Source organism: Pseudohongiella nitratireducens (assembly GCF_001642735.1).
GTDB lineage: Bacteria > Pseudomonadota > Gammaproteobacteria > Pseudomonadales > Pseudohongiellaceae > Pseudohongiella > Pseudohongiella nitratireducens.
Window position 1 is genome coordinate 154,174 of the sequence record NZ_LWHM01000034.1, and the last position, 23,576, is coordinate 177,749.

Annotated in this window: 20 protein-coding genes; 6 read left to right on the plus strand and 14 right to left on the minus strand. The window is 52.9% G+C overall.

Translation table 11 applies throughout. The features are described from left to right. The first annotated feature begins 1 nt into the window (after nucleotide 1). On the plus strand, nucleotides 2-406 hold the full coding sequence (locus PSCS_RS14755; RefSeq protein ID WP_068813029.1) for a DUF2069 domain-containing protein: 405 nt from the start codon (nucleotides 2-4) through the stop codon (nucleotides 404-406). 3 nt (nucleotides 407-409) lie between these two features. Here PSCS_RS14755 and hda read toward each other — a convergent pair whose 3' ends face one another. Together hda and PSCS_RS14765 are read right to left on the minus strand one after the other, a co-directional pair. Further along, the gene (gene hda, locus PSCS_RS14760) at nucleotides 410-1,192 is read right to left on the minus strand and encodes a DnaA regulatory inactivator Hda (protein WP_082866765.1); all 783 of its coding nucleotides are present in this window, start codon (nucleotides 1,190-1,192) and stop codon (nucleotides 410-412) included. A 3-nt stretch (nucleotides 1,193-1,195) separates the two neighbouring features. Then, nucleotides 1,196-2,296, minus strand: a complete 1,101-nt coding sequence (locus PSCS_RS14765) for a DUF2066 domain-containing protein (RefSeq protein WP_082866766.1) — start codon at nucleotides 2,294-2,296, stop codon at nucleotides 1,196-1,198. A 131-nt stretch (nucleotides 2,297-2,427) separates the two neighbouring features. Here PSCS_RS14765 and purM point away from each other — a divergent pair, with 131 nt between their 5' ends. The 3 genes from purM to PSCS_RS14780 are packed head-to-tail and all read left to right on the plus strand — an operon-like array spanning nucleotide 2,428 to nucleotide 5,103. Then, nucleotides 2,428-3,546, plus strand: a complete 1,119-nt coding sequence (gene purM, locus PSCS_RS14770; RefSeq protein WP_082866767.1) for a phosphoribosylformylglycinamidine cyclo-ligase — start codon at nucleotides 2,428-2,430, stop codon at nucleotides 3,544-3,546. After that, a complete protein-coding gene (purN, locus tag PSCS_RS14775) occupies nucleotides 3,543-4,235 on the plus strand; it encodes a phosphoribosylglycinamide formyltransferase (RefSeq protein WP_082866768.1) in 693 nt (230 codons plus the stop codon). Before purM ends, purN begins: the two co-directional genes overlap by 4 nt. A 46-nt stretch (nucleotides 4,236-4,281) precedes the next feature. Then, nucleotides 4,282-5,103 (plus strand): DUF3108 domain-containing protein, encoded by an 822-nt coding sequence (locus tag PSCS_RS14780; RefSeq protein ID WP_068813033.1) that lies wholly within the window; start codon nucleotides 4,282-4,284, stop codon nucleotides 5,101-5,103. Nucleotides 5,104-5,110: 7 nt separating this feature from the next. Here PSCS_RS14780 and PSCS_RS16300 read toward each other — a convergent pair whose 3' ends face one another. The 3 genes from PSCS_RS16300 to fliD form a co-directional block, all read right to left on the minus strand. Further along, on the minus strand, nucleotides 5,111-6,697 hold the full coding sequence (locus PSCS_RS16300) for a sigma-54 dependent transcriptional regulator (RefSeq protein ID WP_068813034.1): 1,587 nt from the start codon (nucleotides 6,695-6,697) through the stop codon (nucleotides 5,111-5,113). A gap of 129 nt (nucleotides 6,698-6,826) precedes the next feature. Next, complete coding sequence (gene fliS / locus PSCS_RS14790; protein WP_068813036.1) at nucleotides 6,827-7,228, minus strand: flagellar export chaperone FliS; 402 nt, start codon at nucleotides 7,226-7,228, stop codon at nucleotides 6,827-6,829. A 50-nt stretch (nucleotides 7,229-7,278) separates the two neighbouring features. After that, nucleotides 7,279-10,098, minus strand: coding sequence for a flagellar filament capping protein FliD (gene fliD, locus PSCS_RS14795; protein WP_068813038.1), 2,820 nt, complete (start codon nucleotides 10,096-10,098; stop codon nucleotides 7,279-7,281). A 320-nt stretch (nucleotides 10,099-10,418) separates the two neighbouring features. On the opposite strand from fliD, the gene PSCS_RS14800 reads away from it, so the two are divergent. After that, nucleotides 10,419-11,474, plus strand: coding sequence for a hypothetical protein (locus PSCS_RS14800; protein ID WP_068813040.1), 1,056 nt, complete (start codon nucleotides 10,419-10,421; stop codon nucleotides 11,472-11,474). A gap of 135 nt (nucleotides 11,475-11,609) precedes the next feature. Here the strand turns inward: PSCS_RS14800 and PSCS_RS14805 are convergent, their stop codons facing one another. Then, nucleotides 11,610-12,068, minus strand: a complete 459-nt coding sequence (locus PSCS_RS14805) for a flagellar protein FlaG (protein WP_068813043.1) — start codon at nucleotides 12,066-12,068, stop codon at nucleotides 11,610-11,612. A 237-nt stretch (nucleotides 12,069-12,305) separates the two neighbouring features. Then, entirely contained in the window at nucleotides 12,306-14,447 is a 2,142-nt protein-coding gene (locus PSCS_RS14810) for a flagellin N-terminal helical domain-containing protein (RefSeq protein WP_068813044.1), read from the minus strand. A gap of 243 nt (nucleotides 14,448-14,690) precedes the next feature. Between PSCS_RS14810 and fliT the strand changes: the two genes are divergently transcribed. Beyond that, the gene (gene fliT / locus PSCS_RS14815) at nucleotides 14,691-15,062 is read left to right on the plus strand and encodes a flagellar protein FliT (RefSeq protein WP_068813046.1); all 372 of its coding nucleotides are present in this window, start codon (nucleotides 14,691-14,693) and stop codon (nucleotides 15,060-15,062) included. Between the two features lie 113 nt (nucleotides 15,063-15,175). On the opposite strand, the gene flgL is transcribed toward fliT, so the two are convergent. The 7 genes from flgL to flgF all read right to left on the minus strand — a co-directional run bounded on the left by flgL (nucleotide 15,176) and on the right by flgF (nucleotide 23,542). Then, the gene (gene flgL, locus PSCS_RS14820; protein ID WP_068813048.1) at nucleotides 15,176-16,417 is read right to left on the minus strand and encodes a flagellar hook-associated protein FlgL; all 1,242 of its coding nucleotides are present in this window, start codon (nucleotides 16,415-16,417) and stop codon (nucleotides 15,176-15,178) included. A gap of 20 nt (nucleotides 16,418-16,437) precedes the next feature. Further along, the gene (gene flgK, locus PSCS_RS14825; RefSeq protein WP_068813050.1) at nucleotides 16,438-19,104 is read right to left on the minus strand and encodes a flagellar hook-associated protein FlgK; all 2,667 of its coding nucleotides are present in this window, start codon (nucleotides 19,102-19,104) and stop codon (nucleotides 16,438-16,440) included. Beyond that, complete coding sequence (gene flgJ, locus PSCS_RS14830; RefSeq protein WP_068813052.1) at nucleotides 19,101-20,078, minus strand: flagellar assembly peptidoglycan hydrolase FlgJ; 978 nt, start codon at nucleotides 20,076-20,078, stop codon at nucleotides 19,101-19,103. The genes flgK and flgJ overlap by 4 nt, the downstream gene beginning before the upstream one ends. 30 nt (nucleotides 20,079-20,108) lie before the next feature. Then, nucleotides 20,109-21,167, minus strand: coding sequence for a flagellar basal body P-ring protein FlgI (locus PSCS_RS14835; RefSeq protein ID WP_397387578.1), 1,059 nt, complete (start codon nucleotides 21,165-21,167; stop codon nucleotides 20,109-20,111). A 91-nt stretch (nucleotides 21,168-21,258) separates the two neighbouring features. Next, entirely contained in the window at nucleotides 21,259-21,927 is a 669-nt protein-coding gene (flgH, locus tag PSCS_RS14840) for a flagellar basal body L-ring protein FlgH (RefSeq protein WP_068813056.1), read from the minus strand. 39 nt (nucleotides 21,928-21,966) lie between these two features. Then, nucleotides 21,967-22,752 (minus strand): flagellar basal-body rod protein FlgG, encoded by a 786-nt coding sequence (flgG, locus tag PSCS_RS14845; RefSeq protein WP_068813058.1) that lies wholly within the window; start codon nucleotides 22,750-22,752, stop codon nucleotides 21,967-21,969. 49 nt (nucleotides 22,753-22,801) lie between these two features. After that, nucleotides 22,802-23,542, minus strand: a complete 741-nt coding sequence (gene flgF, locus PSCS_RS14850; RefSeq protein WP_068813059.1) for a flagellar basal-body rod protein FlgF — start codon at nucleotides 23,540-23,542, stop codon at nucleotides 22,802-22,804. Nucleotides 23,543-23,576: the final 34 nt, after the last annotated feature.

A 23,576-nucleotide genomic window follows, 5' to 3' on the forward strand; every position in this document is an offset into this window, starting at 1 on the left:
TATGACAGAAACGTGGGAACCAAACAAGGCAGGCCAACTGAAAGTAAAACGGGCCAGGCTGGCGGCGCGCAGCAGCTATTTCGGGCTAATTGGCCTGTTCACTGGAGATGCCGTACTGATCACCTTTCAGGGAGCGACAATTGCCGTGGCGATAGCGTTGTGGCTATTCAAGGTCTTGCCGCTGAGCATTTTCTATCCAGGCATCAAGAATAACAATCCCAGGGCTTATGCCTGGCTCAGCTTTGCCATTTTGCTGTATTTTATTCACGCCGTGGTTGTTATCAACGTCCCCGGCAACCTGGTCTATGACCTGCTCTACTGCGGCTTATGTGTGGCGGTATTTACCACTGCTGTCATCTATATTCGGACAGCCCGCAAATACCTGGGGCAAAACCTGATGTCTTAATCGCTATTGCGCAGCTTCCTGTTCATCCAGCAAGGTGCGCAATAATGGTATTGTCACTTTTCGTCGTGTCGCCAACGAGTGCTGATCCAGGTCCTGTAAAATACCAAACAGTGTTGTGGTACTTCGCTCACAGCGCCTGACCAGATACTCGGCGACATCACTACCCAGCTCAAACCCGCGGCGATTTGCCCGCATTTGCAGCGCCAGCACTTTTTGTTCATCAGTCAGATGCGGCACATGGAACACCACGGCCGACTGAAGACGGGACTGCAGGTCAGCCAGGGACAGCTGGCACTGTGCAGGGCTGCGCTGACCAGCAATGAGCAGCGCAGTATTTTCACTGACCAGGCGGTTATATAAATGGAATAGCGCCTGCTCCCATTCGGCCTGACCGAATACACTTTCTATGTGATCCAGGCAAAGTACATCCATGGCCTCAAGCCCGATCAGAATGTCGGGTGACAACTCATCCAGCATGGCCATATCCAGATAGAATACCGCCAGCCCGGCTGCATCTGCCTGATGGGAAACGGCCTGCAACAAATGCGAGCACCCCGCTCCCTGACTCCCCCACAACCAGGTAAAGTCCGAAAGCACCGTGCCTTGTTGCGGCACCACCTCCCCGGCGGTTGCCCACTGAAACAGGCGCTGTTTCAGATGCATAACAGCCGGCAGTTCATGCCCGGCGTCTTGCACAGGCGCATAGAAGTTATCAAATGTTGCCTCATCATTGAGACTTAAACGCAGTGGCAACTGCCTGGGGGAAGCGGGATTCATGTCAGTCATTAATCATCGGGTCCAGCGAAAATTCAACACCTGTGGTAATGGTTCACCCGGCTCAAAGTTACCAGGCTGCAGATCACGTCCCAGGCTGATGAACTCACTCAGCATTTGTCGTGTACCAGCCAGGTCAAGCCGTAACTCAATCGTGCCCGGCCGCAGTGCGGTCAGCGAGACCTGCTCGACTACTGACAGAGAGGAAAGGTAATCCACGACCTGACGGTGGCTTTGCATGTTATTGATGCCGCTGATCTCTACCCGAACTGAATCACGCTGTTCAAACTCGCTCAACACCAGGCCAAAATAATTGGCCAGCATCGAGGTCAATCGATCCAGCGGCACTGTCATGTAATCACTATCCACTGAATCCAGGTGGTCAAATGTTTCATTGCGATCCCTGAACATGATGCGCCACAACCCCACCCACTGCCCGTCCGGTGTTTCCAGAATCCGTCCGGCCAGAATACTGTCAGCACCGTAGCGCTGTGCCGCCGATTGTAATGATTCGGAATCGAGTGACCAACCCTCTTCCCGGGTCACCAGGCGACGGTCTGTCAGATCCAGCAAAGGCAGTAACACAGGGACTGCCCGGCGATCGGCAAAGGCCTGGCTTTGTACGATCAATTCATGTTCACTGCCAGAGCCAAGCGCCACTCGACGCCCGTCAGCACTCTGGAGGGTCAGCCAAAGCAGAATACTGGCGCGGTTATTATCCCAGACAGGTATATTCTCCCTGTTCAGCAAGTCATCAAGTAATGCCTGGTCAAACTGAACACTCAGGGCTCCGCCCTCAGGGCCTGAGCGATAGCTTACTTCTGAAACATAGGACGCGGACATGCGCAGGGCGTCGATTATCGCCGGATGCTCAAGCCACCGCGTTTCCCCAGTGACTTTCACCAGAACTTGCTGAAACGCCTGCCGGTAGGCACGCTGGCGTTCCTGTTCACTCTGATTATTGACGGCAATGGTTTCTTCATACAACCCGGTCACAGGCAACGCCTGAACAACAGGGGCACCAGGCAGCAATGCCATAAATACCATGGCAGCGAACAGCCATTGAGCCCTGCTTTTACGTAGCCGCAACATCGCTATGTTGGAATTTGGGAACATTCTGCCTCTGACTCGACGAATTTATCAGCGAAATCATACCCGATCACCCGTCGCATTAACATAATCGACTGACGTTCGAGTTGCTAACTGTTAAAATAACCTTTCCATTTTTTTCACAAAGCGCAGCCAATATGACCGACTCCAAAAAGCCTATCGATGAATCTTCCCGAGACACACAGTCTGCTGATGACCAATCAACCGGTTCACCACAGAAAGGGTTGAGTTACAAAGATGCTGGCGTCGATATTGACGCTGGCGATGCGCTGGTTGAGCGTATCAAGGGAGTCACCCAGGCAACCCGCCGTCCGGAAGTCCTCTCAGGCCTTGGCGGCTTTGGTGCTTTGTGTGAGTTGCCCAGCAGCTATCGCGAGCCCGTGCTGGTGTCAGCCACCGATGGTGTTGGTACCAAACTGAAGCTTGCTATCGAGAGCAACCATCACAATACCATCGGTATTGATCTGGTTGCCATGTGTGTCAATGACCTGATTGTCTGTGGCGCTGAGCCGCTGTTTTTCCTTGACTACTATGCTACCGGCGGCCTGGATGTGGAGGTTGCCAGCAAGGTTGTTGAAGGCATTGGCGAAGGCTGTCGCCAGGCTAACTGTTCACTGATTGGCGGTGAGACTGCCGAAATGCCGGGCATGTACCAGAAAGGCGACTATGATTTGGCCGGCTTTTCTGTCGGTGTTGTGGAAAAAAGTGAAATCATCCAGCAGGGGCAGGTCAAAGAGGGAGACGCATTGATCGGACTGGCTTCCTCCGGCCCTCACTCCAACGGCTATTCATTGATCCGCAAGGTGCTTGAAGTATCCGATGCCCGCCTGGACGACCCTTTTGCAGACAGCACGCTCGGCGAGGTACTGCTGGCACCAACAGAAATTTACGTCAAAGCGGTTACAGAACTGCGCAAACAGGTGACGGTCAATGCCATTGCCCACATTACTGGTGGCGGCTTGCTGGAAAACATTCCCCGGGTTCTGCCTGATCACACTTGCGCTGACGTCGACAGTGATACCTGGCAGCGGCCTGCCATCTTCGACTGGTTGCAAGACAATGGCAACATCGCTAACCGGGAAATGCTGCGTACCTTTAACTGCGGTATTGGCATGGTCATTTGCGTGCCTGCCGACCAGGCTGGGAAAGCAGTAGAATTGCTTAGCGCCATGACTCGCGGTGCCGCTATCATCGGCAGCATCACCCGACAGGATGATGAGAAACCTACTGTAAAGGTCACCGGTCAATACGCATGACAGCAGGAAGTAAAAACAGCGTGGGCGGTCTGAACGACAACCACCCAAATCCGGCGCTTTGCCGTGTTGTGGTCCTGATTTCCGGGAATGGCAGTAACCTGCAAGCCATGTTGGACCTGGCTGACAAACCCTATGACATTGTCGCCGTACTGAGCAACAAAGATGGCGTATACGGCCTGCAACGTGCCGCCGACGCGGGTGTTAGCACTCATGTGATACCCCATACACAATACCCGGATCGGGAAACGTTCGATCAGGCAATGATCCAGGTGATTGATCAGTATCAGCCTGACCTGATTGTCCTGGCCGGCTTCATGCGCATACTAAGTTCAGCCTTTGTTCAGCATTACCAGGGCAGACTGATCAACATACACCCGTCTTTGTTACCCAAGTATAAAGGGACCAAGACGCACCAGCGTGCACTGGAAGCCGGTGATAAAGAACATGGTGTCAGTGTCCATTTTGTCACCGAAGAGCTCGATGGTGGCCCGGTAGTCAGGCAGGCCGTGGTGGACATATTGCCCGGTGATGATGCCGACACGTTGGCAGCACGCGTAGCCGGCGAAGAGCACAAAATATACCCGGAAGTGGTAAGCTGGTTTGCACTGAAACGTCTGAAGCTTTCCGACTCGGGGGTATTACTGGATGGCACCCCTTTGAGTGCCGAGGGAGTACGAAGCAAAGCCTGACCCCTTTAACGCTAAGCAGCAGGCAAGGGTCTAACCGGAGGTCTGAGTGGATAACAACCTTAGCTATTGCCGATTGACACTGACTCGACAGCAGAAACTGCGGGGGTGGGCTGCCACCTTATTCGGCATCCTGTTTTGTACCGCCAGCACCTTTGCCCCCCCTGTATTTGCACAGACCGATGATCTGCCCGCGCCTCAACCTTACCGCGCCGAATATGAAGCACGAGCCATGGGCATGAGTACCGAGGCTTACCGGACATTGTCAATGGAAGCAGATGGCAGTTATTACCTGCGTCATGGACTCGACTTATCCATCCTGGGTGCCACGTTGATTGAGGTCGAAGAACGCAGCTACTTTCAGTGGCAAAACAGCGGCGCCCGGCCCACGGAGTATGCGTTTGAACAAGGCGGTATTCGCAAGCGCCAGGAGTCAGTTGATTTCGACTGGCAGTCAGGCACCGTCAATTTACGACGGGATGACCATGAGCAGGAAATTGATGCTGAACCCGGCATGCTGGACGGATTAAGTTTTTCTGCACAGCTCAGTGCCATGGTTCAGCAACTCGACCAGCAGGGCAAGCTCGCCTCATTATCTGAGTCTCCGATCCGGCTCAGTTTTACTATCGTCGACGGTCGCGAAAGCGAAGTTCATGAATACGACATCATGGCCTTTGAAGAGGTTGAAACAACGCAAGGGACGATGCCGGCACTTCGTGTGGAGCGCTGGCGGGAGCCGGACAGTGAACGCAGCACCATTCTCTGGCTGGCAGTAGAATATCAATACACCCTGGCCCGACTCGAACAGACAGAAAGTAATGGCACGACAACAACGCTGTCGTTGGTAGAGATAGAATTTCTCGACGAGTAGTGCTGGTTCAGGCTCTTTGCATGTCGTATTTGCGCATTTTTTCCACCAGAGTGGTGCGCCGGATACTCAACCGGTCTGCCGCTCTGGCAACCACACCATCACAGTCATGCAATGCCTGCTCGATCAAGCTCTTTTCGAGATTTGACAAATACTCTTTCAGATCCAGCCCGTTGAGTGGCAGCAAAGGTTCTGCATCGCTGATATCGGCACCGATATCCTGCCCTGCAATCCCTCCCTGCATTCCAGCATTCAGCATCAAAGAAGCAATATGACTGTCACTGGCCGCGCTTTCACACTCTTCACTGTCCAATGCATTACCTGGCTCTGCTGCATTTGCCCCGTTCAAGGCTGACCGGGCTTCCACCTGCCCCTGAACAGCAGCCATTAACGAAGCGCCGATAGCCCCATGTTCACCTGGCAGTTCAGCCGGTTGATACTGCCTGGGCAGGTCTTTAACACCAACCACACCATGAGGGTGCAAAATCGTCATGCGTTCAACCAGGTTGGCCAACTCACGGACATTCCCCGGCCACTGATACTGCATCAAGGCATGAATGGCGGCAGAATTAAAGCGAACGGAGCCACGCTTGCTGGCCTCAAGCCTGCCAATCAATTCATTTAACAAAAACGGAATATCTGAAGCACGCTCCCGCAATGACGGCATTTCAATTGGGAAAACATTCAGACGATAGAAAAGGTCCTGACGAAAAGCGCCAGTGGCGATCATATCTTCCAGGTTACGATGAGTCGCTGCCAGAATACGCACATTGGTTTTTAACGTACGTGTACCACCCACACGTTCATAACTCTGCTCCTGAATCACTCGTAGCAGTTTGACCTGCATCGGTAACGGCATATCACCGATTTCATCCAGGAACAGGGTGCCACCTTCCGCCAGTTCAAAGCGCCCCACGCGAGTAGAAATTGCACCGGTGAATGCGCCTTTTTCATGGCCGAACAGCTCGCTTTCCAGCAGATCTGGGGGAATGGCACCACAGTTTATCGGTACAAAAGGCTTATCAGCCCGTGCGGAGTTGGCGTGCAGGTTCCTGGCCACCACCTCTTTACCGGTACCTGATTCACCGGTAATCAATACCGTCACTTCGGTATCTGCCACCTGGGACATAATCTGGCGAATCTGATGCACATGGTGTGAATCTCCCACCAGACTGTGGAAAACATTATAATCGCGGACCGATGCAAGTTCCCGCAGGCGGGCATAGTGTTCACCGTAAACCTGAGCCTTGTGCAGGCTGTCGAGAACAGGTTGATACTGCAGGGGAAGTGACAGACCTGCTACCACACGCGCGGCAACCGGTTCTGATAATACCAGCGGCTGCTGGTGGTACAGATAAACCAGTGGCACACCATCATGCCACTGCACCAGTTCATTCAGAAGCTCGGTGGAATCCTGGGCACAGTAGTCACCAACCAGCACCATTTTGACCTGATCACCATCCAGCGCCTTGTCTGCCAGTGATTTTCGCCACTTGTCCCGGCATAACCGGATTGTCGGCTCTCCCAGGAACCTTAATATTGTCTGGAGCTCTTGCGCCAGTGAATCGTTATCTTCTATCAGTAGTATGTCAGTCATCCCACAACTCGGCACGCGTACCGATAGCCCCCGCTATATTCGTCACTCTTGTAGCTGATCTCATTGCTTTTTAACAATTAGACACTGCCAGCTTACCATGAGTCAAACCGGATATGCGGAGAATTTCACTTACATTGTGGAACTGCGACCTGGCTCAATTTCTTCCCAGCCGGACTTTACGGTACGCATAAGCTCTGACACCTCATCAAGGAGGCCAATGTCATTATTCAGGTTAGCCTCCAGCAGACGCCGCTGCATGTAGTCGTACAGACGATCGAGGTTTTCCGCGTACTCTGGGGACTGCTGGCGGTCAAGACTGCCCTGCAAGCCTTCAATAATGTTAGTCGCCTTGCTGATCATGCGACCCTTAAGGCTGATGTCTTTCCTTTCAATCGCAGACCGGGCCTGAGCCAGACGATCCAGCGCGCCCGCCATTAACATCAGTATCAACCGGTGAGGTGAAGCATCTTCCACCTGGCCGACATTGTTAACCTGTTGATATTGCGCGATTGCGCCGCTGGGTGAATACATAAAACATCCTCATTATCTGGATAGTTAATAGACAGTGATTTAATAACTCGTTACGACTGCTCACGACCTGACGCCAGCGCCTCCAGCATGGGTAGCTGCGCCTCCAGGAAGTCCATGGTGCTGTTAAAATTGGAAATAATAATTTCATTGGCAAAAAACGATGCCTGCAGGCGACTTTCCGTGGCTGCCAGCCTCTCTGCCAACTCAACACGCTTTTCCGCAATCCGCTCCAGCTCAAGATTCAGAGAGTCCGTCCGGCCTGTCATCAGGCCATCACTGGCAAACATGCTGTCGATAAGTTCAGTCGTCTGGCTGGCCAGACCACGGAAGAAATCAATGGTACCTCTGCTGCCGACAGCACCATCTGTAATACGCAGCCGGATGCCACTTGCCGGGTCTGCATCGCCGCTGGCTTTTGTGCCTGAGGCGCTTTGTGCACCACTGCCAGTGACCAGGCCAAAGACCGTACCAGCATTGCCTGACAGGCTGGCAACACTGACCTGGGATGCTTCCCCACGACTTTGAGAGGTAAATCGGAAGCCACCACTGTCAGCATCATAAGTTACTGCTACGGCGGCCCCGGCTGCCAGCAAGGCCGGATCATTATTGATCGCATTGGTCAGCAAATCTGCCACGTTGTCAGGATCCGTGTCAGCAATGACACCCAGTGAGATCGTACCGGAGAGCGTACCATCGACACGCAGCCTGAACTCATCACCGGATGTGCTGGTCGATAAGTCACCAAAAGGGGCATTCAGATAATAACCGGAGGTCGCTGGCGTTATGCCATCAGAAGCTGTCAGCACCTGACCATTGCCTTCAGCCTGCAAACCATTGATGGTACCGGCCACATTCAGGCCTCGAATTGATGTCACAGGCTCTGCATTGCCGTCAACAAAGCCAAGCCGCGTAGCGGCAGCCAGGTTAACATCACCAAACACAATCTCATCGCCAGCCGAGCCGGTACTGATGGTCAGCCCGGCGGTACCACTGTCGGCGTCGTATTCATACCCGACCGTGAGATCAATGCCTTCACCGGCGAAAGCGCCATCCAGCAAAGACTCCACGGCAGTTATCAATTCATCTGCTGTGTTATAGGTAACCGGCGTACCGGCATCACCTGGTAATGTCAGCAATCCGGAATCCACGCCATTAATGCTGACACTGAACTGAGTATCGCTATCCACCGTCATGGCGGCATTCAAAGGATCGCTGCTATTGCCAGTGGTGGTAGCCAGCGCTGAATTGAACAGTCCCTGATACGGCCCCTGCCCCTCTTCCACCAGCCCCAGCGTTGCCGCAGCCGCGCTGTCAATGCTGATCATGCGAATGACAGACTCTTTACCATACCGGTTAGAGGTCATTTCCATGCGTGATTCACTGGCGTTATAACTCACCGTGACGGAGTTGGCTGAGCTGCGTAAATCTGAATGGCTGTTGATCTGACGCTGAACTTCTTCGGCCAGCAGATCAGCCGTTGCATAGTCTCCTTCGGTCAGGGAGATATCGACTTCCACGCCGTTGACCAGAATATTGAACTGATTATTACTGTCATCGATGGTGATATTGCCACTGGCCAGGCTGTCTACCGAAATGCCTTCATAACGGCCTGCGGTCGCCATCCGGGTCACTTCAACATCGTAACTGCCCGGCTGTGTTGCCGTTGAACTAGTGATAAAGCTGATATCATCGTCAGAAGGCTGGCCAGTGGTGGCAAACAGCGCTGTTACCGCTTGCGGGTCATCTGCGAAGGCCGCACGGAACTCTGCCGCATCAAACTCCATGAGGTAATCATTAAACTGGTTTGTGGTGACGCCGACCTCGGCTAATGAGCCATACGTGTTGCCCAGCGAAAAGGATCGCAAGGCGTTATTCACCGAGTTCATTGCCGTGCGCAGCGCCCGATCTCCGCTCAGCACACTGCCCTGGCCATTGTCCCCCGCATCCGGGTCAAATGCCGTCAATACATCGGCCATGGTCTTCAGGGCATTGTAGTTGTCCACCACGCCCTGTACTTTCTCTACCAGTTCACCGGGATCCTTACTGATACTTAGCGTCACCGGTCCGGCAGTGGCTGCCTTCAGGTTCAGGGTGACACCCGGGATCACACCAGCAACGAGATTGTTATCGCGTGATATGTTGAGTCCGTTAACGGTAAACTCAGCATCCTGGGCAGCCTGGGTCTGCTCCATGGACTGACTTGACTGGTTAAAATCGAATACAGAGAGCGCCGCAGCGCCAGACGCTGTAATTTCCAGACTGTTTTCAGCCCCTCCCTGCTCGCTTGTCATCAACAAACGATAACCACTGCCATCATCGACAATAGTGGCCTGTACGCCAAAATCAGCGTCATTGATCGCATCACGAATCCCGGCCAGCGTGTTATTACTGCTGTCGATCGTGATCGCCCGGGATTGCGCGTCCTCATTGACGGTGAAGCCCTGATAGACATCGCTGCCATCAATATCCGTGGTACCAAAACGAAAGGTCAACGTGCCCACACCAATCGCTTCGCTCGTGGACTCATAGGATTGGGAAACGATGGAGTGCTGCTGCGCCAATTGCCCTACCTGGACGCTATAGCTGCCGGACTCGGCAACACTGCTGGCGGTTGCTGACAAGGCTTCACTGTTGCTGGACGTGACCTGGCTGGCATTAAAGGCCGACAGACTGGTGAGTCCGCGTATGGATGAATTCAGCGTGGATAGCGCACTCTTGACTTCACCCAGGGCTTCCAGACGAGCTTCGGCGATAGCCTGATCGGAATCCAGGCGAGCCACTGCTGGAGCACGCTCGGCTTCCACCAATTGTTCAAGCAGCTCGCTGGTCAGCAGGCCGGAACCAATACCCAGTGACTGAATACTCGCCATATCTTGTCGTTGCCTCTCATCAAATAGGTAGCCGAATGAATCGACTGACAATCATGCTCAGCAATTTCCAGGCCAGCTATCGCCAGGAGCCAGCCCATCTTTGTTAACAACTTGCCAACGCCCTGCAGACTCAGTAGGAACAATGAGTTAACCGGGCAGGTCACCAAGGTTATCGACCCGAGTCGCAGAATCTTGACTCTGACAAGGCGGCAAAAAACTGCCCGCCACTTGCGACAAACGGTCGGTTTTTGCCGTCCTTCATGCATTGAGTCGACCTGCTGAAACCGCTAGAATCAGAGCAAGGCACAGGAGAAGATGCTATGTTCAAAAACAAAGTGGCCAACAAAGCCACGAATAAAGCCATGAAGAAAGCCGCGATTGCTACCCTGGCATCACTAGGGGTTCTGGCAGTCAGCGCTACCATCACGGCCCAGGACGATTACGTTCCCCCAATGACAGACTACGGGGTACCTGATCTGCAAGGCGTATGGCGAAATGCCACTGTGACACCATTAACCCGCCCGGAAGAACTGGGTACCCAGCGAGCCTACACTCGCGAAGAAGCCGCGATGCTTGAGCGCGCAGCCCAGCAGGCCGTAGAGGACGACAACGAGCCCCTGGATCCTGACCGCCCGCCACCGCCTGCCGAAGATTTGCCCCCAGTGGGCAACTATGACCTGTTCTGGACTGACCGTGGCATGTTCATGCCAACTATTGATGGCGAATACCGTACCTCTATCATCATAGATCCTCCCAATGGCCAGATGCCCGACTACACTGATGAGTTCCTGGCGCGGCGTGCCGAAGAAAGAGCCAATGGCCCGGGCCCTTTTGATGGACCGGAAGGCCGTGGCCTGGGTGAACGTTGCCTGCTGTCATTCGGCTCCAACTCCGGCCCCCCCATGCTGCCGGTGATGTACAACAGTCATTATCAGATTGTGCAATCCCCCGGTTACGTCGCGATAAACGTCGAGATGGTGCATGACACTCGCATCATCCGCATCCAGGATGAACATGACCCGCATGCTGGTGTCATGAACAAATGGATGGGCGATTCCATTGGTCGCTGGGAAGGCAACACGCTGGTCGTGGAAACGCGTCACTTTCACCCGCAACAAAGCTTTCGCGGGGCTTCCGAAAACCTGACTGTCATTGAAAAATTCCGGCGCTCGGAAGATGACAAGATTATTTATACCTTCACGGTGAATGATCCGACCACATTCGAATCAAGCTTCACCGGTGAATTACCACTGTCTTCCTATGATGAGCCGTTGTATGAATATGCCTGTCATGAAGGCAATTATGCATTGGCAGGCACACTGGCTGGTGCACGACGTGCTGAACGGGAAGAAGCGGAGCAGCAAGACAGCAATTGACGTTAAAACCACTCAGTTATTAACTGACTGAGACATGAAAAGGCGATGTATACTCAGTGTGCATCGCCTTTTTTGTCACTGCTTTGCTAAAAAGAGGAAAGGGTTAAAAGCTAAAGACATGAATGCTAAGTGATCTCAAACCTGGGTGCGAAATAAAGACAGGGATTCTTCTTCGTCCAGTTTTCGGGCCAGCTCCAGCACTTCTTTGCTGTTTATCTGACGCAGCACTCGCTGCGACTCACGATCAAGCACTGTCACAGTAGGCTCACCGCTTTCAGGATCAAAATCGAAGACAAGATCACGCTTAACATTTTGCACGTAGTCATTCAGACGTGACACCGCCTCTTCGGTATCGCGCTCCAGTTCTTCTGGCGTGCTGACGATATACCTGGGCTGCTCTTCCGCATGAGACTCTTCTTTACTACCTTGCTTTCCCTGGCGTGATTCTTTTCCAGTTTGTTTGTCTGAGTTGACCGACTGTCCGGAGTGCTTGCCGCTTTCAGCATCCACCTCCGTATCCACCGAATCAACGGACTGTACGCGCTCCCTCGCCGTTCGGGCGGGTTCAAATCGGGTGATACTGATCTCGCTCACAGCAGAACTCCCAAAGTGCACATCTGGCAGGAATTACCGATGGCATACCCAAGACTAGTCAGACAGAAACTTCGGATATTCCTTATCCGAAAATGAAAAATCCGCCCGGCTCTTACCTTGATATCGGTAATCTCCGGGCGGACTTTAGGTTAATTTGCTGGCTGGGTCAGATTAATCTGACTGACCCTGGTTAACGTCGATTAACTCAGATCAAACCAGCCTGATTAACCGGCCAGATTAACCCAGCAGCTGCAGTACTTGCTGGCTGGAGGCATTCGCCTGGGCCAACATGGAAACACCTGCTTGCTGCAGTGCCTGGTTACGCGCCAGGTTGGCAGCTTCAGCTGCGAAGTCAGCATCCTGGATTCGAGAGTTTGCAGCGGAGAATTTCTCAGCCGTTGCAGACAGGTTCTCGATTGTCGCGTTAAAGCGGTTCTGAACCGCACCCAGCTCGGAACGTGCTGATGTGATTGAACTCAGCGCGTTATCGATAGTTTCCAGTGCATCTGTTGCACCTTTCTGCGTACCCAGGTCAACTTCAGTCAGACGCTGGCCAGTTTCGGCACCGCCGTATGTACCCGCTTCAAAACCCAGGCTTTCCAGTGCAGCGTTGCCGTTCTCGCCGCCAGAGACGGTGAATTTACCGCCTGATTCCAATGACACGGTAGAGTAAGTTGTCACAGCATTGACATCTGCATCATCACCGGAAGTAGCGTAATCATCTGCACCAACAGAGGCTGCATCAAGGCCAAACATCGCTGCAGTTGGACCAGCACCTGTGTTAGCAGCAGCATCTGTATCCAGAGCCATGGCAATGTTTCGGCCATCAGCAGCTGTCAGCGTGAGACCCTGACCATTGTCTTCTGCAACAACACCAGTCTGTCCAGATACTGAGTTAATCTGAGATACAGCGTAGGCGCGGTTCTCTTCAGCAGTACCCTGTACTGTCATGTCGATATCGACACCATTAATTGTCAGCGTACCAGTATCACCAATAGAGCCAGCCGGAGCGGCAGTTGTCGTACCTTCAACTACATTTTCGTTTGCAGTTGCAGTTACGCCAGTTGCATCAGAGGCTTTGTTAATTGCCTCTGCGATTGCGATTGCAGAGCCTTCTTTGGCACTGGAATCTGCTCCGGCGTAAGAAGCGGTGTCATCACCTGCACTGGCAGCGCCAATGCTGATGCCGTTGATAACCATGTCACCTGAAGCCAGTGTGGCTGCAGTAGCGCCGGCTGTATCCGTCGCAGTCACTGTTTCAGACGCAGTGGCAGACTCACCAGCTTTATAAGTACCTGCGGTGAAACCGGCATTGGCAACATCACTGCCACCAATTTCAATGCTGTCCACACCAGACTGAGCCACCAGTGTCACGCCACCTGTATAAGTACCTGCTGATGCCAGACCAGTTGTCGCCTCATCAAGCGTTGTGAAACTCAATTCGATATTACGACCGTCAGCTGCTTCAAGTGTGACACCGAGAGCATCATCACCTGTATCAACTGCAGTAACACCCGTCAAATCAGATTCAGCGTTAATCGCAGCAACTACCGACGCACGGCTGGATGCGGCATCGTCACTGGTGTCGATAGCAATCTGGGTACCATTGATGGTAACTGAGCCTGAAGTTGCAGACGCTGTCATTGACGAGCCAGCAGCGACATTGGTGTCAACCACGGCTGTAACACCTGATTGATCAGATACACGGTTAATGGCTTCTGCTTTTGCAATTGCACTGGTGTTGGCTGCGTCTGTTGAAGACGCATCATCAGAGGCACGTGTTGCACCAACAGATACACCGTTGATGGTCAGCTCACCGTTTTGCAGGGCGCTGTCAGTGGCAGTAGAAGTGACACCGTTCTTGGTAGACACACCCAATGAGTCAGCCTGCAGGTTACCGATAGATACGTCGATGGTTTCACCCGCGTTGGCGCCGATCTGGAAAGAAGACTCGTAAGAGCCGTCCAGCAGTTTTACGCCGTTGAAGTTTGCTGAATCCGCAATACGACCGACTTCTGCGATCAGGGCCTGTGCTTCTGCGTTGATTAGTTCACGGTCCTCAGGACCGTATGAACCGTTAGCAGACTGCACTGCCAGCTCACGTACACGTTGCAGTGAGTCAGTCATGGAACCCATGCTGGATTCGGCTGTTTCTGCCAGAGAGATACCGTCGTTAGCGTTTCGAACCGCAACGTTCAGACCTTTGATCTGTGACGTAAAACGAGTCGAAATTGCCAGACCGGCAGCATCGTCTTTAGCACTGTTGATGCGCAAACCAGAGGACAGCCTTTCCAGAGCCTGGTTAGTACCAGCCTGCGAACTGTTGAGGTTTCGCTGCGCGTTAAGTGAAGCAATGTTGGTATTGATGACTTGTGCCATGCTGTTAACTCCTAAGGTTTACTCTTAAAAACCGGACCGCATTGCTGTGTTTAAAACCGCTCACTGCTATGCGTTACCCCTATTAACGACACGTGAAAACAAAGCTTTAGGCACTAAAGTCAATAATTTACCGGGCTCGACAGAAATTTTTTTTCTTTAGCGTTTTTTTTGCCTATCCCGTATGATATTCGTCAACATTTCCGGAAAAAACGTTATCGGCCGGTCTGGCCAAAGCCTGAACTTATGAGCGAATCCGCTAAAAACCCTGAAAAACCCGCGCCTGAGCCAGCCGCTTCAATACAGCAGCAATGGCAATTAATACAGCAGATGTCACAACAACTGCACAACCTGACCCGACAAAAAGCCTGGGATCAGGTTGCCGCCCTGCAGAAAAAAAGAGAGCTCGCATTGGAAAGTTTTTTTAAAAACGACATTCCAGCCGAGTTGGCTGCAGGGATTGCCGAAGATGTGAGAGTGATGTTGGAACAGGAACAAGCCATCAGGGATGAAGTACAGGTACATCAATCATCCTTGATGAAAGAATCTGTGCATCTGAAAAAACTACAGCAGCGCGGCCGCTCCTATCTGGCAATGAGCCAACTTAAGCGTGACTAACCCGAGTTTCTGCAACAGCATACTTATATATGATAAACACACGCTGCTACGCTGCAAAGAAAGGAAAACTGCCGGTTTGTGCTAACAAACCAGCAGGGCCTGATACGAATGCCTTAAAGCATATTAAAGAGTGACAACCGAGTAATCTTTGTGAAAGTGGTTTGTGCCGCTTCCAGCACAAAGCTTTCTTCGGACAGCTGGCTGATCGCCGCAGCATAATCAAGGTCTGCCAGCTCTGAGAGCGACTGACTGACCAATAGTTCGAAATCCGCGTTACTGGCCTGCGCCGCTTCTGTCTGGTTTAATCGCGCACCAATGGCCGCAGTGGTTTTCAACACCTGATCCTGACCACGATTGAGGTTTTCCATGGCAACGTTCATTTCGGCTTTGAGCGCATCATCCGACAAACCGTTCTGCGAGGCTTTTAGCGTCTCCACGTAGTCCTGCAACCCTTCCAGCAACCCCTTCTGGTTGGTGGAACCCAGCGTGAAGCTGTCGCCTTCTGCCGGTCGGCCGTCTATGCGGAATGCCATACCCGCGACCTCGATCTCTCGGCCTGAAACATAGGGAATGTTCTGTGCCAACACCCGACCATCTTCTACCTGTTTAATGGTGTAATTTAATCCAGGTGGGTTGATTTCATTAGCAGGACGAAATTCAACAATCGCCGACCCGGGGTGGAATTTGTCAAACTGTTCCTGATTGCGAATACTGGCCTTGCTGATGTTAGCCGGAGGCTGTGCTGTATTGGCATCATTTGCACTGGTATTCACCCCGGGCCTTGCACTTTTGATATTGACGAAAAGGTCATAACCAGAGTCGTTGGCGGCCACAGATGTCACCGGGCCGATTTGTACAAAACGTTGTCCCTGGTCACCCTGGTATACATACTTGCCTTCATTGTCTTTAACGAAAGGTTGAGTACTGCCTTTATTCCCGGAGAACAAATACTCACCGCCAGCATCTTTCGAATTCATGTACTGAGCCATGGCATCAACCACTGATTCCAGTTCGACGGCGATATAGCCTCGCTGATCACCGGCAAGCGCCCCGTTACCTGACTGCGTGACCAGTTCCTGGGCTTTCTGAATCAGGTCATTAATACCACCCAGCGCTACTTCTTCGCGTTGCAGACGGCTGGAGAGGCCGGAAATACTGTTATTGTATTTCTCAATACTGGCCATCTCCTGATTCAGCTGCAAAATACGGGTAGCGGCTATCGGATCATCTGCCGGTGTCAGCACCCGTTTATTGGAGGCGATCTGCTGCTGTGTCTTACTGACCGCTGTCTGTGCATCCAGGATCGGATTCAGACCGCGGTTAAAGAGCTGACTGGTCGACATGCGTACTGCCATGGGAATACTCCTGAATTAATCTATAACCGCATCAGTACATCGAAGAGATCACGCGCCAGCGTGATCAGTCGCGCAGAGGCATTGTAATGTTGTTCCAGTTGAATCAGGCGGGCGGCCTCTTCTTCCAGGTTTACGCCACTGACCGACTGCATGGCATCCATTGACTGGCGCAGCATCGATTCACCGGCATTCTGATTGATTCGTGCCTGACTGGTCAGGATGCCAACGCTTTCGGCTAGCTGACCATAACTGTCCTGGAAGCTCTGATTACCGTCCGAGAACAGCTTGGCATCACCCAGCGCCAGCATGGCACTGCCATTACGGTTATCCGCCGTAGCGTCATTGTTATAGCCGATCACAAAGCTGTCGCCTGCCTTGGGCTGGCCTTCGGGGCCACTGCCACTGGACATGGTTACCTGGATGCCCAGATAGTTCGAGACACCCGAAGGTGTTGACCCGAACACACCATTGGCCTGGTTGGTTTGCATCTGTGAGTTAGCAGCCAGCTGTACATCTACGCGCCCGCCTACCGTCATATCCAGTGCTGGATCTCCCGGTGCCGGTGCATTTACCAGTTGGGCTGCGTCACCGGCCCGGAAACTGCCATCACCATCCACCTGGAACTTGAAATCAGCCCCGCTGGTCGCATTGATGGTCAGGTTCGTACCGTCGCTTTTCGCATAGATACCCTGAACCTTCAGGTCAGGGCTGTTGTTGATCCGGTCACGCAGGAAATCCGCAGTCAGCGGCGAAGGCACAGGGTCAGCTGTCGCCTCTCCCGGCATGACAAAACCAGGGTCCGTCAGGTTGACACCATTTAAAGACAGCTCCAGCCCAGCTCCGCTAAAGTCATTCATGATAATGCTGTTGTAGGCAGTGGCATTGACACCGCTCAGACTATTGAGGCGGCGGGCCATACTTTCAGCAGATTCATCCGCACCGAGAGTCAGACGCTGCTCACGAATAAATCCGGTTTCCGGGTCGGTGGTCTGAACACTCACCTGCTCGCCGGGATAACCATTATTGGCGCTGCCCATTACAATCTGCCCTACCGCAGTTCCCTGACTTACGATGGTTTGTCCACCCGGATCACTGGGAAACAAGGCATTATTGGAACCCGGGACAAAAGGCAGGTTCGACATCGGTGGTGTCAGCGCTTTAGGGTTCGCCGGATCAGAGTAATCCAGCACTTCATAGGTCGTTGCTGATGTAAAACGAACCATCAGTGGTGGATCGAGCTGGCCCTTCTTGTCAAACAGGTCGGTACTGATATCCTGAACGGAAGAGCTGAGTACCTGCGCCCCGCCCTGGTTGGCTGGACTGGCGCTGACCCGGACCGGGGAAGCAAAGGCAAATTCTTCCGCACGGCTAATCTGCACATTGAGGTCAGTGGCACCATTGCGGGTGGGCTGTAACAGAAAGCGATCACCACTACGGAATGAACCACCTTCAAAGTTTATCGAGAAGCCGTCCATTGATGCTGTCTGAGGATAGCTCGTGGGTAATATGCCCTGGCTCACAACCTCATTATCACTGAGACGTGTCACGGTATATTCCCGCCCCGGCCCAGTAAAACGCAACTCATAGTCGCTGGCTTTTAACTGGCTCAGATCATCCAGGGTGACATTCAGGTTTCTGTCAGCCGGCGGCAGGTTATCCATTGACGCCTTAACCCGGTTACGGGCCACCTGGGCATTGTTCACGTCAGTAAAGACATTACCCCCCAAACTTCCTTCAAGATCCATGCCCAGGCGATTCTGCTCATTAATACTGGCCGCCACACCGGTCGCCAGCAACCCCAGCGATGATGCTGCAGGCTCCAGTGCCTCTTCCCGGAACCGTAACAGTGCTCCCGCCTGCCCGCCAGTCATCAGCTTGTTGACAACCTGGGTTCCGGCTCGGGATTCAAACACAAGGTCGTAACGGCTTGCATCAGTGCTACCCGGCACAGCTTTGACAGACTGCAAAGAACTGCCGACCACCAGCGCCTGACCCTGACCAATAAATACATCCAGCCCGCCATCTTCTCGATCAACTGTATTCACCTGCACGTATTCACCCAACTGACGCACCAGCATGTCGCGCTGGTCCATCATGTCATTGGGCTGAACCCGGCCGTCATTACCCATGGCATCGCCAATCAACTGATTAAGTTCGGATATCTGTTTGCCCAATGAGGTGATGTTTTCAGCAACGCCAACCAGTTGTTTATTGACCGCTGTATTCTGATCCTGCAGTCGCGACTCGACGGCTTTAAAACCGGACGTCAACTGCTTGGCCTGCGTTAACAGTAATTCGCGCCCCAGCATGGAGCCCGGGTCATTGATTGATTCATTGACGGCGTCAAAGAAATTATTGAGATAACTGGCAATATTGGTTTGTTCCGACGCCAGCAGGTTATTAATCTGAGAGACCTGGGACAAATAGGTGTCGGCCTCACTCAGTGTGCCAATATCGCGTATCACCTGATCCTGCAGATACTTTTCGGTATGCCGGATAATCTGGTCAATATTGACACCGGTACCGAGGTATCCTGCCGATGTCTTCAGCGCAGAGTTGGTACTTTGCTGAATCGACTGACGACTGTAGCCTTCTGTATTGGCGTTAACAATGTTGTTACCGATTACCGACATTGCTGCCTGGTTTAGACGAATGCCGGTAATTGCTGTATTCAATAAGTCACTCACCGAATGACACTCCCTGAATTCGTCGCCTCAATGGCGGGGTGACGCATAACTGCTTTAATCTTCTCGGCATACGCAGGATCTGTGGCATAGCCAGCTTCCTGCAGGCGCTCAGCAAACAGCTCACTGTCGACACCGGCATTGAGCGCATCGGAGTAACGGCCATTGCTGCGAAGCACGTTGGCATAGTCGCGGAAGCTGTCTTCAAAGGAACCATAGGCGCGGAACTGCGCACGCTCGCGCTGCACCATGCCATCCCGATACTCCAGCGTGGACACTTCTACCTGAGAGCCGGACCAGTTCGGGCTGGACTTGATACCGAAGAGGTTATGAGACTCATGGCCGTCACGACTACGAATCATTTTTTGTCCCCAACCAGTCTCCAGTGCCGCTTGCGCCAGCAGCACTTTACTGTCCACACCCAGTTCGCCAGCCACTTTTCTGGCAGCAGGCTCAAGTGCCCTGACAAAATCTTCTGGTTGCTCAAAGGCTGCTGCGTTATTAATGACAGGAGCCTGTTGCTGAACAGCGTTCGGGGCCTGAGACTGATTGGGCATTTGGCTTTGCACTGGCACCCGGTAGGATGGCAGAGGAAATTCCTGACCCTGATTATTGTCTCCGGCATCAAGACGACCGACTTCGCCTTCACTTGATGCGTTGATGTCATAGCGCTGACTTAACTGCCGGTATAACTGGTCGGCCAGACCAACACCACCCGTTTCGGATAGGTGCAGGCCCAGTTGCTGATCGAAGTTCTGCCGGTGAAATTTCATCTCATTACTGTTTGTATAGTTATCACCAAACAGGACATCTTCACTGGCACGCATGCTTTTAAGCATCATGTTCAAAAACATTGCCTCAAACTGCTGAGCAACCTGTTTCAGGCCTGCCGCCTCATTTTCACGACCTAACTGCCGGATATTGTTCAATCCGGACAGGTCGGTAAAAACGCTGGCATCATTTACAGACATGGTCATGATGAAATCTCAACTCACCCGCTAAGCGGCTTAAATAACGATCAGATCGGCACGCAGTGCGCCGGACTGTTTCAGGGCCTCCAGGATTGCCGCCAGGTCGCCCGGCGCAGCACCAACGGCATTTATCGCCTGCACAATATCTGACAAGGTTGAACCGGTATCAAACAGGAACATGCGGTTGCTTTCCTGTTCTATATCGATATCAGTCTGTGGCACGACGGCGGTTTCACCGTCAGAGAACGGGCCGGGCTGACTGACGCCAAACCCTTCTGAAATGGTCACACTCAGGCTGCCGTGCGTAATAGCGGCCGGCGACACACGCACATGCTGACCAATGACAATCGTACCCGTGCGCGAATTGACGATTACCCTGGCAGCTTCTTCGCCCTGATCCACCTGGATATTTTCGAGCTCAGCCACGTAAGCAACCCGTGCCTGCGAATCCAGCGGAGCCCGGACTTTAACGGAAACCGCATCCAGTGCTGTCGCTGTACCCTGCCCCATAAAGTCATTGATGGCTCGGGACACACGACGCGCAGTGGTGAAGTCAGCACGTTTGAGATTAAACGTGATGGAATCACCCTGGTTAAATGCGGTTTCCACTTCTTTGACCGTAGAGGCGCCACCGGGAATACGTCCGACACTGGGCACGTTGATGGATACACTGGAACCATCCGCACCCTGAACGCCCAGCCCACCGACGATCAGATTTCCCTGGGCAATGGCATAAACCTCTCCATCCACACCCATCAGGAAAGTACGCTCCAATGTACCGCCTCTAAGGCTGGCCGCATTGGCCAAAGAGGAAACAGTGACATCAATGGACTGACCGGGCTTGGCAAACGCAGGCAATTCCGCCTGTACACTAACCACAGCAATGTTACGCGTCTGAAAATTCGAACCTGGAGGAATGGGAATCCCAAACTGATCCAGGTAAGCGCGGAATGACTCGGCAGTAAAAGGTGCCTGGGTTGTCTGGTCACCTGTACCATCAAGCCCTGTAACCAGACCCACACCTACCAACTGGTTAGCCTGCACACCCTGCAACGTTGCGATATCTTTGATGCGATCCGCCTGGGAGAGCGGCATCGCTAGAAACTGGCCAACGACGATCAACAGGCTTAACAGCAGATTTTGTCTTTTTTTGAATCTGACATTTCTCATCATTCTCACCTGTTATTTACAGTGGCCACCAAGGACCAACAAAGAAGCGGCTTAACAAGCCGGGTTCGTTGACATCAGCCAATGATCCTGTGCCGCTGTATGCAATACGGACATCCGCAATACGCGTAGAAGCGATGGTATTGTCCGGTGAAATGTCCTGCCGACGAACCAGTCCACTGATGCGAATAAACTCGTTACCCCGGTTCAACTGCAACCACTTTTCACCACGCACCTCCAGCAAACTGTTTGGCAGCACATCGGTAACTGTGACAGTGATATTGCCAATTAACTGATTGCTCTGATCACTGTTGGCAGAGCCACCGAACTCAGAGCCACTGCCCAGGCTGCTGGCCGTATCAAGTCCGGTTTCAAACAAGCTCATGTTCGGTACTGTGGTATTGCTCTCTTTACTGTAGGAAGTACCGGATGATTTTCTTGCTGTGGTTGCCTCATTCAAGTTAATGGTCAGCACATCACCCAGACGATGGGCGCGACGCTGATACAAATTACTGGCAGTCGCCGGCTGATAAATGGCACCCGGGATTGCCTGTTGCTGTGCCCTGGGCTGTGACCAGACCGGAGCGTACTGGGGATCACCCGGCTCAGGTGGCATCGGCATTTGATAAGCGCAGGATGCCATCAGGCTGATAAGTAGCAGGCTAAGTATTCGTAAACTTTTATGCATCTTGCTTCTCCGGGTGTTCACTATTCTCTGCAAGGTTGATTAGAGGTTCTGCGTCACGAACTGCAGCATCTGATCAGCTGTCGAGATTGCCTTTGAGTTCATCTCGTAGGCACGCTGAGTCGTAATCATGTCAACCAGTTCTTCCACCACTTCGACATTCGAACTTTCCACAGAGCCCTGGGCCAATCTACCCATACCATTTTGCCCAGGTGTGGACTGTTGCGGATTACCACTGGCAATCGTTTCGGAGTAGAGGTTGCCACCCATCGCCTGCAGGCCTGAGGGGTTAACAAAGTCGACCAGATTGATATTGCCAATGTTCACCGGCTCAGGCTGACCTGGCAGTTTCACGGTCACGACACCGTCCTGGCCCACAGTAATCGTCTGTGCATCAGCAGGCACTGTCAGCCCTGGATTCAGTATGTGGCCCTGACCGGTCACGATTTCACCGTTGGCATTCACCTGAAACTGGCCGTCACGGGTATAGGCTGAACTGCCATCTGGCATCATGATCTCGAAAAAACCGCGACCATTAACACCGATATCCAGTGCCTCACCTGTGGTTTGCAGAGCGCCTTGAGTGAACAGCTTCTGGCTGGAGCTAACTCGAACACCGGTACCAATTTGCATGCCTGAAGGCAGCTCGGTTGACTGTGATGAGCTGGCACCGGGCTGACGCTGAATCTGATACAGCAGGTCTTCAAAGACCACACGGTCTTTCTTGAAACCGGCAGTTGCGACGTTGGCCAGGTTGTTGGAAATCGCTGCCAGGCGAGTGTCCTGGGCGCTCAGACCGGTCTTGGAAATATACAGTGCTGCGTGCATGTTCTTTGCTCCTGTCAGTCACCCGTGATGGGTCAACTGCCTCGATTCATTACTGTGATTGCAATAGTCGTGCCGATGCTGCTGAATTCTCATCAACGGTTTGCATCATGCGTACATTCATCTCATAGCCACGAGTCAGCGCGATCATGTCGACCATGGCATCGACCACATTGACGTTACTGGTTTCCAGGTAACCGTTGACCACCTGAATTTCAGCATTGGCGGGGGTTTCACCCCCATCACGGCGGCGCAACAGACCATCCGTACCTTTCACCAGCTCAGCGGGTTGAGCATCGACCAGCTTGATGCGATCGACCATGGCCAGTACTTCCGCCCCCTGGCCCAGCTCCTGAACAGACAAGGTGCCATCCTCACCGATGTGTACCGTCTCATGCGGCGGCAGCACAACGGGCCCATTATTGCCGAGCACGGGCAAACCATTGCCGGTTTGCAGTTCACCAAACACAGACAATTTCAGGTTGCCGGCACGAGTGTAGGCTTCACTGCCATCCGCCGCCTGAACCGCAATCATGCCTTCACCGCGAACCGCGATATCCAGCATGTTACCGGTCTGTTCCAGGTTGCCCCGACTGAAGTCAGTACCCGGATTCTCAGTCATGCTGTAGGCACGGCTGGGCATGCCGGGACCAAACACAGACATGGCTCTGGCCTGGGCCAGGTCGGCCTGAAAACCAGTGGTACTGGCATTGGCAAGGTTATTGGAAACGATTGCCTGCGCTTTCATCGCCTGCGTCGCTCCGGTCATGCCGATGTACAATGCCTTATCCATGTGTCGCTCCCGTATACCCTGTCAATGGCAAATC

Coding starts and splice junctions, on each gene's coding strand:
- hda (WP_082866765.1), bottom strand. CDS start 1,192: ATGACTGACATGAATCCCGCTTCCCCCAGGCAGTTGCCACTGCGTTTA.
- PSCS_RS14835 (WP_397387578.1), bottom strand. CDS start 21,167: ATGCCGCTCTCCCAGGCGGATCGCATCAAAGATATCGCAACGTTGCAG.
- PSCS_RS14800 (WP_068813040.1), top strand. CDS start 10,419: ATGTTCAAAAACAAAGTGGCCAACAAAGCCACGAATAAAGCCATGAAG.
- PSCS_RS16300 (WP_068813034.1), bottom strand. CDS start 6,697: ATGACTGACATACTACTGATAGAAGATAACGATTCACTGGCGCAAGAG.
- purN (WP_082866768.1), top strand. CDS start 3,543: ATGACAGCAGGAAGTAAAAACAGCGTGGGCGGTCTGAACGACAACCAC.
- flgJ (WP_068813052.1), bottom strand. CDS start 20,078: ATGACCATGTCTGTAAATGATGCCAGCGTTTTTACCGACCTGTCCGGA.
- fliD (WP_068813038.1), bottom strand. CDS start 10,098: ATGGCGAGTATTCAGTCACTGGGTATTGGTTCCGGCCTGCTGACCAGC.
- fliS (WP_068813036.1), bottom strand. CDS start 7,228: ATGTATTCACCCAGCGGCGCAATCGCGCAATATCAACAGGTTAACAAT.
- flgF (WP_068813059.1), bottom strand. CDS start 23,542: ATGGATAAGGCATTGTACATCGGCATGACCGGAGCGACGCAGGCGATG.
- flgL (WP_068813048.1), bottom strand. CDS start 16,417: ATGGCAGTACGCATGTCGACCAGTCAGCTCTTTAACCGCGGTCTGAAT.
- PSCS_RS14755 (WP_068813029.1), top strand. CDS start 2: ATGACAGAAACGTGGGAACCAAACAAGGCAGGCCAACTGAAAGTAAAA.
- fliT (WP_068813046.1), top strand. CDS start 14,691: ATGAGCGAATCCGCTAAAAACCCTGAAAAACCCGCGCCTGAGCCAGCC.
- flgH (WP_068813056.1), bottom strand. CDS start 21,927: ATGCATAAAAGTTTACGAATACTTAGCCTGCTACTTATCAGCCTGATG.
- purM (WP_082866767.1), top strand. CDS start 2,428: ATGACCGACTCCAAAAAGCCTATCGATGAATCTTCCCGAGACACACAG.
- flgG (WP_068813058.1), bottom strand. CDS start 22,752: ATGCACGCAGCACTGTATATTTCCAAGACCGGTCTGAGCGCCCAGGAC.
- PSCS_RS14810 (WP_068813044.1), bottom strand. CDS start 14,447: ATGGCACAAGTCATCAATACCAACATTGCTTCACTTAACGCGCAGCGA.
- PSCS_RS14765 (WP_082866766.1), bottom strand. CDS start 2,296: ATGTTCCCAAATTCCAACATAGCGATGTTGCGGCTACGTAAAAGCAGG.